The organism is Paraburkholderia sp. SG-MS1 (genome assembly GCF_012275575.1).
Taxonomy (GTDB): domain Bacteria; phylum Pseudomonadota; class Gammaproteobacteria; order Burkholderiales; family Burkholderiaceae; genus Paraburkholderia.
In genome coordinates, this window is the sequence record NZ_NPIH01000157.1 from 1 (window position 1) to 11,723 (window position 11,723).

The 11,723-nt window shown below is 64.3% G+C and carries 14 protein-coding genes; 5 read left to right on the forward strand and 9 right to left on the reverse strand.

From position 1 onward, the window contains the following. Positions 1–83: 83 nt before the first annotated feature. Positions 84–686: a hypothetical protein gene (locus tag CIC12_RS12310; protein ID WP_168664384.1), complete on the forward strand. Its 603-nt coding sequence runs from the start codon at positions 84–86 to the stop codon at positions 684–686. Between the two features lie 144 nt (positions 687–830). Here CIC12_RS12310 and CIC12_RS12315 read toward each other — a convergent pair whose 3' ends face one another. Next, positions 831–1,682 carry a LysR family transcriptional regulator gene (locus CIC12_RS12315; protein WP_168664385.1) on the reverse strand — a complete coding sequence of 284 codons (852 nt, stop codon included), beginning with the start codon at positions 1,680–1,682 and terminating at the stop codon, positions 831–833. Positions 1,683–1,783: 101 nt separating this feature from the next. On the opposite strand from CIC12_RS12315, the gene CIC12_RS12320 reads away from it, so the two are divergent. Together CIC12_RS12320 and CIC12_RS12325 are read left to right on the forward strand one after the other, a co-directional pair. Then, a complete protein-coding gene (locus tag CIC12_RS12320) occupies positions 1,784–2,167 on the forward strand; it encodes a tautomerase family protein (protein WP_168664386.1) in 384 nt (127 codons plus the stop codon). 363 nt (positions 2,168–2,530) lie between these two features. Then, a complete protein-coding gene (locus CIC12_RS12325; protein ID WP_168664387.1) occupies positions 2,531–3,367 on the forward strand; it encodes a TOBE domain-containing protein in 837 nt (278 codons plus the stop codon). A gap of 71 nt (positions 3,368–3,438) precedes the next feature. Here CIC12_RS12325 and CIC12_RS12330 read toward each other — a convergent pair whose 3' ends face one another. The 4 genes from CIC12_RS12330 to CIC12_RS12345 form a co-directional block, all read right to left on the reverse strand. After that, on the reverse strand, positions 3,439–4,140 hold the full coding sequence (locus CIC12_RS12330) for a sulfate/molybdate ABC transporter ATP-binding protein (protein WP_168664388.1): 702 nt from the start codon (positions 4,138–4,140) through the stop codon (positions 3,439–3,441). A 1-nt stretch (position 4,141) separates the two neighbouring features. Next, positions 4,142–4,816: a molybdate ABC transporter permease subunit gene (modB, locus tag CIC12_RS12335; RefSeq protein ID WP_168664389.1), complete on the reverse strand. Its 675-nt coding sequence runs from the start codon at positions 4,814–4,816 to the stop codon at positions 4,142–4,144. 24 nt (positions 4,817–4,840) lie between these two features. Next, positions 4,841–5,614, reverse strand: coding sequence for a molybdate ABC transporter substrate-binding protein (gene modA / locus CIC12_RS12340; RefSeq protein WP_168664390.1), 774 nt, complete (start codon positions 5,612–5,614; stop codon positions 4,841–4,843). Between the two features lie 134 nt (positions 5,615–5,748). Further along, complete coding sequence (locus tag CIC12_RS12345) at positions 5,749–6,447, reverse strand: phosphatase PAP2 family protein (protein WP_168664391.1); 699 nt, start codon at positions 6,445–6,447, stop codon at positions 5,749–5,751. A 345-nt stretch (positions 6,448–6,792) separates the two neighbouring features. Here CIC12_RS12345 and CIC12_RS12350 point away from each other — a divergent pair, with 345 nt between their 5' ends. After that, the gene (locus CIC12_RS12350; protein WP_168664392.1) at positions 6,793–7,989 is read left to right on the forward strand and encodes an extracellular catalytic domain type 1 short-chain-length polyhydroxyalkanoate depolymerase; all 1,197 of its coding nucleotides are present in this window, start codon (positions 6,793–6,795) and stop codon (positions 7,987–7,989) included. 108 nt (positions 7,990–8,097) lie between these two features. Then, the gene (locus tag CIC12_RS12355; RefSeq protein WP_168664393.1) at positions 8,098–8,274 is read left to right on the forward strand and encodes a DUF3563 family protein; all 177 of its coding nucleotides are present in this window, start codon (positions 8,098–8,100) and stop codon (positions 8,272–8,274) included. Positions 8,275–8,376: 102 nt separating this feature from the next. Here the strand turns inward: CIC12_RS12355 and CIC12_RS12360 are convergent, their stop codons facing one another. From CIC12_RS12360 to CIC12_RS12375, 4 genes are all read right to left on the reverse strand, one after another. After that, on the reverse strand, positions 8,377–8,835 hold the full coding sequence (locus tag CIC12_RS12360; protein WP_168664394.1) for a TspO/MBR family protein: 459 nt from the start codon (positions 8,833–8,835) through the stop codon (positions 8,377–8,379). A 45-nt stretch (positions 8,836–8,880) separates the two neighbouring features. Next, the gene (locus CIC12_RS12365; RefSeq protein WP_168664395.1) at positions 8,881–10,380 is read right to left on the reverse strand and encodes a cryptochrome/photolyase family protein; all 1,500 of its coding nucleotides are present in this window, start codon (positions 10,378–10,380) and stop codon (positions 8,881–8,883) included. A gap of 198 nt (positions 10,381–10,578) precedes the next feature. Continuing rightward, positions 10,579–10,998, reverse strand: a complete 420-nt coding sequence (locus CIC12_RS12370; RefSeq protein WP_168664396.1) for an organic hydroperoxide resistance protein — start codon at positions 10,996–10,998, stop codon at positions 10,579–10,581. 172 nt (positions 10,999–11,170) lie between these two features. Further along, the gene (locus CIC12_RS12375; protein ID WP_168664397.1) at positions 11,171–11,623 is read right to left on the reverse strand and encodes a MarR family winged helix-turn-helix transcriptional regulator; all 453 of its coding nucleotides are present in this window, start codon (positions 11,621–11,623) and stop codon (positions 11,171–11,173) included. Positions 11,624–11,723 lie beyond the last annotated feature (100 nt).

The following is an 11,723-nucleotide window of genomic DNA, read 5'->3' on the forward strand; positions in this document are numbered from 1 at the left end:
ATTGATATTAGTCCAAATGTGGATTTTTGCAAGAGAATATAATCCCGGCTCGTTATGCAGTCGAAGATCAGGAGAAGCAGCAGATGTGGGTTCGAGCAGTAGCAGCGGCGCTCGCCGTGTGGTGTGTATCGGAGGCGGCTACGGCTGCCGGTTATACGGAAGTCTGGAATCCGCCCGAGGCAAGCAGGCATGCCGCGAAGCCGGCGAAAAAGAAGGGGGCGACGGGCACGCTCAAGGCGGGCTCGCAGGTCGGGGCAAAGGCCGGCTCGAAGCACGCGGCAAGCGCTGCAGGGCATAAGGCACCGCGTGCGGCATCGACAGGAGGAGCCGCAGCAGGTACCGCGGCCCATGGGGGAGTGAAGAAGGCCGCGGCGAAGGGCAAGGGCTGCGCCAAGGTATCGGCCGCGTGCAAATCCGGCACGAAAGCGGTCGTGACGGCGCAGGCTGAAAAGCCGCATGCATCGCTCGCGCAGACGCAGGCGAAGTCGCATCAAGGCAAGCTCGCACATGCCAACCTGGTTCAAAGCGGCAGCGCGCGCGCCCATCCAGTCAAGGTCGCGGCGAAACCGGCGGCCTCGCATATGAACGCGCAGGCCGCGTCCGCAAACGTTAGCGCCGCTGCGCCCGACGCAGCCATCAATCCGGCGACCGCCAGCAGCGGTTCTCTGCCGCCGATTCTCCGCTGATCCCAACTCACGCGCGGATTTGCGTCCGGGCTTGCCGCCCGGCGGTTCCCATGCCGTGCGGCCCGGCTCGACGAACGCCGCCGACGCCAGCCGGTAGCGCATCGCGCCGAGCCTGATCGACGACTGAGCGAGGCTAGCGGCGCGTCACGCGGTCGCGAGCCCGTTCGTCACCAGACGCAGCGTTTCCACCGAGCGAGGGTCGCGCACCCGCGAATGCAACGTGACGCGCGACTCCGGCAGCGCCGGCAAGCCAAGCCGCGCGCCTACATCGATCAAACCGCGCGGCGCTACCCTGCGCGCCAGCGGCGACACGGCCAGTCCAGCCGCCACCGCCGCGCCGACGGCCGCGACGCCGCCGCCGATGAATACCTCCTGCCACGCAATTCCCGCCTCCTTCAGCGTGCGCAGCGCCACGTCGCGCACGTTGCAGGGCGGGCTCAGCAGCGCCAGCGCCAACGGGTCGCCGGCTCTCGGCAGCCATGCTGGTGTCGCGAGCCAGCCGAGTGGTTCGTCGAACAGCACTTGCGCGTCGTCGCGCGGCGGTTCGTCGGCGCCATAGCGGACAATCGCCGCATCGAGCCGGCGCTCATCCAATTGCGCGAGCAGCGCCGCCGACTGGCCCAAATGCAACTCGACCACCAGACCGGGGTCGTGCGCATTGAGCCGGCCGAGCAGCAACGGCAGATCGGGGCCCGCGACATGCTCGCTGAGCCCCAGCACGAGCCGCCGACGCTCCACTGACAATGAACCCAGCGCGCGCTCGTGCGCGTTCAGCAATTCGCGCGCGGCGGCAAGAAACGCGCGGCCGTCGGCGGACAGGCGCACCACGCGCGGCGTTCGCTCCAGCAAGTGCTTGCCCAGATGCGCTTCCAGCCGTTTGAGCTTCAGACTGACGGCCGATTGCGTCGTGTCGAGCGCGTTCGCTGCACGGGTGAAACTATGCAGGTCGGCGACCAGAACGAAGGCTCGTACCGCATCGAGATCGAGGACTTTCATTTCCAATGAATATAGATGAAATCACCAATCATGTCTGTTTATTATGGATTGGCGCCCCTAAGCTGTGTTTATCCAATCGACGCAAGCTAAGGAGATTCATCATGCCGCTGACACGAATCGCACTGCGCGCCGGCAAGCCGGCCGCATACCGGAAAGCGCTGACCGAGGGCATTCAGCGCTCGCTGGTCGACACTTTTAACGTGCCGAAGGACGACCAGTTCGTGCTGATCACCGAGCACGAGGCGGACAATCTGATCTATGACCGGCGGTATCTGAATATCGAGCGGAGCGACGATTTCGTCGTGATTCAACTCACTGTGAGTAACACGCGCTCGATCGAGCAGAAGAAGGCGTTGTACCGGCGGATTGTCGAGGAACTGGCGAAGTCGCCGGGGGTACGGCGAGAGGATGTGTTCATCAGTCTCGTCGAGGTGGTGAAAGAGAACTGGTCGTTCGGGAATGGCGTGGCGCAGTATGTTGAGTGAATGAGGGCCTGCGTCGCTCACGCGGGGCCGCGTGGAACGTGGTCCATGCGACCTGTGGAGATCGGCCGCCGCTCCCTGCGGCGGTGCCGAAGCGCACAGCTTGATCTGCCGATATCTCCTTGTTTGGCGCCACGAGCTGTCGACTGGGTGTCCCCGGGCTATGCTTCAGCGCAACATGTGCAGCTGTCCTTTCCGAAGACATCAATTATGTTCGCGTCGATTTGTATGCTCCCGACAATGGCTTGTAGTTTGGTGAGCTAACCTTTACGCCCAGTGTCGGCGTGGTTCCAATGGCAATGTGGCTCGCGTACGCGTCGTTATAATGATTTGCTGTCCGTTCCGGACCTTCCACCGCTCCTCGCCATGACAGCCGACCGCACCGCTCCTCCCCGCGAATCTCTTGAACTCGGCGGTTCCGTCTGGTTCCAGGCCGGCGCGCAGACGCTCGGCGGCGCGCCACGCATTGCGCTGCTGGCGGCGATTGGCGAAACCGGCTCGATCACCCGCGCGGCGAAAGCGGTCGGCATGAGCTACAAGGGCGCATGGGACGCCGTCGATACGATGAACAACCTCGCCGGCGAGCCCCTCGTCGTGCGCCTGACCGGCGGCAAAGGTGGCGGCGGCACCACGCTCACGCCGCGCGCGGTGAAGCTCATTGAATCGTTCCACGCGGTCGAACGCGAGCATCGGCGCTTTCTCGAACGCGCCGGCGCGGCGATCGAAGGCTTCGCCACGGATTGGGATCTGATCGGCCGCATCGGCGTGAAGACCAGCGCGCGCAATCAGTTCTACGGGACGGTGTCGGCAATCACGCGCGGCGCGGTCAACGACGAAGTCTCGCTGGCGCTGCCCGGCGGGCACACGATCGTCGCCGTCCTCACGCATGAGAGCACCGAAGCGCTGGGCCTGGTCAAGGGTGTGGCCGCGTTCGCGCTGATCAAGGCGTCGTGGGTCGTGCTGCTCGTCGAAGACGAAAGCGGCGCGCCGCTCAAGCTATCGGCGCGCAATCAGTTGCGCGGCGCCGTGCAGCGCGTGAAGCGTGGCGCGGTGAATGCCGAGGTGTCGCTGATGCTGGAGGGCGGCGCGGTCGTCACGGCGGTGGTCACGAACGAAAGCGTCGATGCGCTCGGTCTCGCGGAAGGCTCCAGGGCCGTCGCGGCGTTCAAGGCCTCGAGCGTGATTCTCGGGGTGAAGGATTGAGGACGGCGAAGGGGGCGATAGCGCAAACCGCACCCGTCAAAGCTGGCCCGCGCAGCCTGCTCGCCTGAGAGTCAAAGCTCGCTACGCGCGTAGCCCGCAAATGGGTGATTCTCACGCACGCAACCATCGCTGACTTGCACGACCTGATCGCCGAACGCGGCGACGTCGTCGGGATCATGTGTGATCAACACCATCGGAATATCGAGCCGCGTTTGCAGGTCGGACAGCTCCTCGCGCATGCGCTGGCGCAATGCGCTATCGAGCGCGGAAAAGGGCTCGTCCAGCAGTAGCAGCCGGGGTTGCGCGACCAGCGCCCGCGCTAGCGCCACACGCTGCTTCTGTCCGCCCGACAACTGCGCCGGATGATTGCCCGCGACGTTCTTCAATTCCAGCGCGTCGAGCCAGTAGTCGACTTGCGGATGCGCGTGCCGCGCGCGCGGATTGAACCAGCCCTGCCGCAGGCCGAAGCCGATGTTCTGCCGCACGTTCAGATGGGGAAACAGCGCGTACTCCTGAAACAGGTAGGCGATCTTGCGCGCTTGCGGTTTCAGATCGACACCGCGCGTGCTGTCGAACAGCGCGTCGCCATGCAGCGTGATCGCGCCTTCGTCCGGACGCAGGAGCCCGGCGATCGCCTGCAAGGTCAGACTCTTGCCGGCACCGGACGGCCCGAACAACACCACGCGCTGGGTGGTCGCCCGGAACGACACGTCGAGCGCGAAACGGCGCTCGGCGCTCTCGAAGGTCTTGCGAATGTCGACGGCGAGCGGCATATCAGCGCGAACTCAAAAGTGTGTGCTGCGGCACCAGACGGCCCGCCAGCAGCAGGATCACGACGCACGTCGCCGAGGTCACGAGCACGAGGAAATTCGCGGTGCTGTCGTCACCGGCTTGCACGGCCGAATACACCGCCACCGACAGCGTTTGCGTGCGCCCCGGCAGGTTGCCCGCGATCATCAGCGTCGCGCCGAATTCGCCGAGTGCGCGCGCAAACGCCAGCAGGCCGCCCGCGAGGATGCCGCGCGCGGCGAGCGGCAGGGTCACGCGGAAAAAGACCGCCGTTTCGCTGACGCCGAGGGTGCGCGCGGCCCGTTCGAGCTGGGGATCGACGGATTCGAACGCGGCACGCGCCGACTTCAGCACCAAGGGAAACGCTACGACTGTCGACGCGATCACCGCACCCTGCCAGGTGAACACCAACTGGATGTCGAAGCGGTCGAGCCACGCGCCGATCACGCCGCGGCGTCCGAGCAGCACGAGCAGGTAGTAGCCGAGCACAGTGGGCGGCAGCACGAGCGGCAGCATCAGCAACGAATCGATCACGTCGCGCGCGCCGGAGCGCCAGCGCGACAAACCAAAGGCCGCCGCGACGCCGGACACCAGAGTGAGCGCAGTGGCCCAACCCGCGACTTTCAACGACAGCAGAAGCGGAATCCAGGCCTGTTGCATGAGCGCGTGCGAGTCCCGTTGGCGTTAATGGGCGGGCCTGAAGCCGTACTTCGCGAGCACGCTCTGGCCGGCCGGCGACAATACGAAGTTCATGAAGGCCTGAGCATCGCCCGCGTGACGGCTGCCTTCGACTTGCGCAATCGGATAGGTGATCGGGGTTTGCGTCGGCACGTTCAGCGCGAGCTTGACCTTGTCCGGCATGATCGCGGCGTCGGTGCTGAATACGAAGCCCGCGTCGACTTCGCCGCGCGCCACATAGTCGAGGCTCTGACGCACGTTCGACGCCAGCACGGCCTTCGCGCTCACCGCGTCCCATACGCCAGCGGCCTGCAGCGCGCCCTGCGCATAGCGGCCGACCGGCACCGAGGCCGGATCGCCGAATGCGATCCGTTTCACGTTCGCCGAAGTCAGATCGTTCAACGTAGCGGGTGCGAAACGGCTGTCGGACGGCACGATCAGCACCAGCGAATTGGCGGCGAAGTCGCGGCGCGTGGCCGGCACGATCGCCTTTTCGGCGGCGGCCTTGTCCATGGCCTTCTGATCCGCGGAGGCGAACACGTCGGCGGGCGCGCCTTTGACGATCTGCTGCATCAACACGTCGGAAGCGCCGAAGTTCAGCAACACCTTCGTGCCCGGATGCTGCTGCTCGAAGACGTCGCTGACTGCCTTGAACGCGTTGGTGAGGCTGGCGGCGGCGGAGACGACGAGTTCGTCGGCGCGAGCATTCGCGCTGATCACGGCGGACAGCGCGCAGGCGACGCACAACGCGCGTTTCAAAAAGCGGCGGGCAAGTGTCATGGAGGAGCAGGGTGTCCGGCGCGGACCGGAGCAGCGGGTTAAAGCTCTATCGTAATATATGACTAGTTATAACGGCACCCACGACGAAGCGTGATCCACGCGCGTCAAGCGCTTCGGAATGCAGCAGGCGGTATTCAGACGCGGGGCGCGTGCGGCGGTGCGAGCGTGTTCAGCGTTTGAGAAAGCGGCGCCGTGGCCGGGACATTGCGTACGGCTTTCCACCTGGCCCGGATGAAAGGCCTGTCATGGCCCGATACGGTCAGCGCGATGCTCGTCACCCAGCGCTGGGTCGGCACGTGTACGCCGTGCATTAACACTGCGAGAACCAGCATGCTGATCGCGACCGGTAGTGCCGACAGACGGCCCGGTTCGGCATTCCACGCCATGCGCACGAACACCAGCGCAGCCAGTGCGCCGACGAGGCAACCGGTGACCGCTTCAGACGGCGAGTGAGCGCTCAGCACAACGCGCGACAAGCCCACCGCGATCCCCGCAGCCAACCCCAGCACAATGCCGATTACCCGGACGGCGGGACGCGCGGGCAGCAGCATCAGGAACAGCGCGACCGGATAAACGGCAGTGGATAGCATTGCGTGTCCGCTGACGCCGGTGAAATCCAGCTCGCGCACGCCGACGCCCCAGCCGAGAAACGCCAGCTTGGTGACGGTCACGAGGCCGATCGCCGCGCCGAGCAGCAACAGCCAGCCTGCCGCCATGCGCCACGTATAGCCAAGCCCCAGCCAGAGCGCGATCGCGAACGCGAGCGGCAATGTCATGCCGGCTCCGCCGAGACTGGTGATCGAGTACCACAAATGAAGAGGTAAATCGGGCATGGCAAGAGTGCGGCCGAGGCCGCGTGGAATCGGATCGGTGAAGAAAAATCGACGCGGCGCAGGCCCACGCATCAATTGATTTAGCCGCCAGTATAGACGGCTGTTGCATCGCGGTCTCGCGAAGCACCGCGCCGTTGGCCGCCGAACGTTAGGCGTCAAACCGGCGCTGAATCAATTCGACGCGCAAGCGCTTGGAAGGTTCGCCGGGCGGAACTGTTGGACCAGGCTGCCGTCCTTGGGTGTCAGCATCGCATGAGGATTGGTGTTATTGTGCATTGCACAACGAAACGTCGTTCGAGGGGTGACCCGAGCGAATCCTGTCCCTTTTTGCGAGGTTATCCGCTGATGGCAAAAAGCCTATCGAAAATCTGGCTGCGCGGGCTGAAGCGGCTGCTCGCGATTCAAACCGAGCACGCTCAAAAGACCACCAAGCGCCTCACGCCGCGGCCGACGCGGGCCGCCACTACCAAGCCGTCGAGCAAGGTTCGGCCAGTCAAGCCAGCGGCCGCGCTGCGCGTGCCCGCCAAACGCGAGACGCCGCGCGCCACGGTACGCGAGTCGCGGGTGCGCCCGCGCGCGTCGGCTTGGGCAAGCGGCTCGTGGACGCGCTCGTTCCATTCCGCGCCGGCCGCGCCCGGACGACTCGTCAACCATCTTCAATACGGCCTGTATATCCCGTCGGGACATGCATTGGAGGCGATGCCGCTGGTCGTCATGCTGCACGGCTGTACCCAGTCGATCGACGAATTCGCCGAAGGCACGCGGATGAACGTGTTGGCGGACCGCTTCGGCTTTGCCGTGGTGTATCCGGAGCAGTCCAAGCATGCGCATTCGCACCGCTGCTGGCATTGGTATGACGCGGGCGAAAACGCCGGCGGAGCCGAGGCGCGCGCCGTGGTGTCGCTCGTGGACGCGCTCGTTGCGCAGCATGGCTTCGATTCCGAGCGCGTCTATGTGGCAGGGATTTCCGCCGGTGCCGGCCTGACTGCGCTGCTCGCGGTCAAATATCCGCAGCATTTTGCCGCGGTCGCGTTGCATTCGGGCCCCGCTTTCGGCGAAGCCCGCTCCGGCATTACCGCGATGGACGTGATGCGGCGCGGTGCGCGCCGTGAGCCGGCAGCGCTCGCCGACGAGATGACCGACGTGGCCCACTACCCCGGCATGCCGGCGATCGTGATCCACGGCGACGCGGATCACGTCGTCGCACCGGTCAATGCCGATCAATTGGCAGAGCAATTCCTCCGCCTGAACCGGATCGTCGACACGAACGGCGCCCGCAAGTCCGGCGAAGTCCGGGAAGAGCGCAAGGGCGGCGTCGTGACGCGCGACTTCGTGCGCGGCGGGCGGCGCGTGGTGCGGCTGTGCCGGGTGCAAGGGCTCGCTCATGCGTGGAGCGGCGGCGACGACGCCGTGCCGTTCCACTCGTCGAAAGGCCCGGATGCGAGCGCCATGGTGTGGGAATTCTTCAAGCATCAGCGCCGGACCGGCGCGGGCCGCGTCGCGGAAAGCGCTGCCACGGCGGCCTCGTCGGCCGGACGGTGAGCCGGAAACAACGCTTCGGAAATGAGTAGTAGCGCGATCCTAGGGTTTTCCCTATAATACGGGTTATCCCTTAAGAGTTAACGCCTAAATTTATTGCCGAGGTCGATCATGTACCTGCTTAGCCGACTGTTCCTCTTTCTGACGAAATCGCCCGACCAACTCGCGAAAGAGCGCGCTGACGCGTTCCTCGCCGAAGCGACCGACCTGTACGATCTCGAATTCCGCATGCGCAAGCTCGACCGTGAGGCGCACGTCCGCCAACCGTCGTGGATGAGCCAGCACTAAGCTGAGCGCGTCAAAAGCATCGGCGCGTAGTGAAACGCCGATGCCCGGGGCGAAACACCCGAGCCATCACGCGCGTTCACCGAGGCTCACGCAAAGAACGGCTCACACAGCCGGATTCAATTGCCACAGCGCGTAATTCAACACCGCAGCGAACGCCACCCAGGCGACATACGGCACGAGTAATACGCCGGCCAGGCGGTCCCGTCGCCAGAACACAAACGTCAGCGCGACGATCAGGATCAGCAGGACGACGATGTCGGCCAGCGCAAGATCCGGTCGATGCAGGCCGAAAAACAGCCACATCCACGCGGCGTTGAACAGCAACTGCACCACCCATAAGACGATCGCGGAGCTCGAACCGTCGCGCTTCCACACGCGCCACGCCGCAATCGCCATCAGCACATAAAGCACTGTCCAGGCTGGCGGGAATACCCAGTTGGGTGGATTAAACCCCGGTTTTTGCAGCGACGCATACCAGGCATCGGGCAGAAACTGGCTCGCGACCAGCCCCGTAGCCAGCGTCAAAATCAGAAACACGAGCAGCGACGGCAACCGGCGCATCTTCACCTCCCCTTAAAATACCGATCGAGCAACGTAAGCGGGCGCTCACTTGCCGAAACGTGCCAGCGTGCGAGCGCGTACTTCGGCATGATCGACGATGGGCTCCGGATAGTCCTTGCCCAGCTCAACGCCGAATTCCGCCAGCTGCTGCGCGCCGGCCTGCCACGGCGCATGAATCCATCTGGACGGCAGCTTCCCAAGCTGCGGCAAATAGCCTTTAATAAAGCGCCCCTCGGCATCGAATTTTTCGGATTGCGTGATCGGATTGAAGATCCGGAAGTACGGCTGCGCATCGCATCCCGTCGACGCCGCCCATTGCCAGCCGCCGTTATTCGCCGAGAAATCGAAGTCGTTCAGTTGTTCGGCGAAATAGCGCTCGCCGAGCCGCCAGTCAACACCCAGATCTTTCACCAGAAAGCTCGCCGTGATCATCCGCAGACGGTTGTGCATGTAACCGGTGCGGTTCAGTTGCAGCATCGCGGCGTCGATCAGCGGATAGCCGGTGCGGCCGTCGCACCAGGCGGCGAACGCTTCGTCGGCCCGTGGGCCCCGCTCCCAGCTTAGGTGGTCGTACTCTTGCCTGAACGATGCGCCGCTCGCGAGGCGCGGATGATGCGCGAGGATCATGAAGTAGAAATCCCGCCAGATCAGCTCCGACAGCCATGTGGCCGAACCTTGTCCGTCGGGTTGCAACGACATCTCGTGGGCGAGCCGCGCGAGTGTGCGGATCGACACCGTGCCGAAGCGCAGATGGACCGATAGATAGCTCGTGCCGTTGGCGGCCGGAAAGTCGCGCCGATCCGCATAACTGTCGATGCGGCTCACAAAGTCCTCGAGCAGGCTCTGGGCGCCGCTCATGCCGGTAAGCAACTTCAGTTCCGCGAGGTTGCCAGGCGCGAAGCCGAGCAGGTCCAGCGTGGGCAATTTCCGGTCGAGCTTTCGCGGCGGCGCCGTCAGATGCTTCGCATAAGTTTCCACCGGATACGGCTTCAAATCGAAGGCCGTCAGTTGCTTGAGCCACGCGTTCTTATACGGCGTGAACACCGTGAACGGCTTGTTCTGGCCGGTCAACACCTCGTCGCGTTCAAAAATCACCTGATCCTTGAACGTCAGCCATTGGCGCCCGGCGTCGGTGAGACGCTCACGTACCGTCTCATCTCGCCCGATCGCGACCGGCTCGTAGTCGTGATTCGCGAATACCGCCTCGACGCCCAGTTCGGCGGCGAGACCCGGGATGAGGTCGACCGGGTCGCCGTGCAGCACGATCAGGCCGCCGCCTTTCGCGCGCAACGCATCGTCCAGTTCATGCAGCGATGCGAGGATGAATTCGACGCGGCGGTCCTGCACCTGCGTACCCGGATGACGAAACTGCCAGGCGTCGACGAGCGGTTGCAGGATCGTTGTGTCGAATACGAACGCGCACCAGACCTGCTCGCAATGCTTGAGCGCGTAATAGAGGGCAGCGTTGTCGGTGTTGCGCAGATCGCGGCGGAACCAGACCAGACCGGTGTTGAAGGAGTCGTTCAGTCGTCGGGCGCGTGTCATCGGGATGGTCGGTTTTCGGTCGGGGTAAAAAGGATGCGCCGCACCAGGCGGCACGGGCTGGTGTCGCAGATTGCGTGCCGCGTCCGCAAAACGCAACAGCGCCCGCCCCTATTGTGCAGGGTGCAGGCGTTGTTCGTGGCGGCGCGCGGGTAGCGCGCCGCTTTCGCCGATTCAATGACGACTCAACCGTGCCGCCGCTCAGGCGACGTGCAGACGAACCGCGACGTTGTTGCGCGTGGCGTTCGAGTACGGGCAGACCTGATGCGCCGCGTCGACCAGTTCCTTGGCGGCGTCCGCGGGCAGCCCCGGCAGCGAGACGCGCAGATCGATGTCGAGCGCGAAACCACCCTTGTCGTTCGGACCGATGCCCACTTCGGCGGTCACTTGTGTATCCGCAGGCAAAGCCTGCTTTTTCTGGCCAGCGACGAATTTCATCGCGCTCAGGAAACAGGCCGAGTACCCGGCGGCAAACAGCTGTTCCGGATTCGTGCCTGCCGCGCCGTTGCCGCCCAGTTCACGCGGCGCGGCCAGCTTGACGTCCAACGCATTGTCCGATGACACAGCACGGCCGTCGCGGCCACCGGTACTCGTTGCGCTTGCTTTGTAGAGGATGTTCATGGCGTTGCTCCTTGTTCGGTTGTCAGGGTCTGCATGGGTGCCGCTGTCTGCCGGGCCGCCGTCCCGGCGGCGCCGTATCGAAGCGGCATGTCGTTAAGATAGTACACAAATTATTTGTGTGCAAACTAATTTTTTGCAGCACCGCGATAGCGTGCGTTTGGCGGCAGCGCGGTTACTGATCCATGTAGTCGTTGAGGGTGGCGCGCAGGTGGGTCAGATCGTCGCGTAGGCGCAGGAGGAATTCCGGTGTCTGCTGGGTCGCGCAGAGGATTTCCGCAGGCACTTCGCGCGCCTGGCGCTTGAGCGCCGCGCCGGCCTTGGTGAGCCGGATATAGACGAGCCGCTCGTCGTCGACGCCGCGTAGCCGTTCCAGCAGGCCTTGCGCTTCGAGGCGTTTGAGCAGCGGCGTGACCGTCGCCGAGTCGAGATTCAGGCGCGCGGCCATGTCCTTGACGGTGACGTCGTCGCTTTCCCACAGCACCAGCATCGTCAGATATTGCGGGTACGTAAGGCCCAGTTTCTCGAGCAACGGCTTGTACGCTTTCGTCATGGCAAGCGAGGTCGAGTAGAGGGCGAAGCAAAGTTGCTCGTCGAGCGTGAAGGGCAAAGCGGTGCGCTGGGTCATGATGCATCTCGTCCGAAGTAGTGTGCAAATCGATTGCACACAAACTATTGTGCCGCAAATTCATGCAGCGTGATGAGGGCGGGGAGGGGGAGTACGAAGC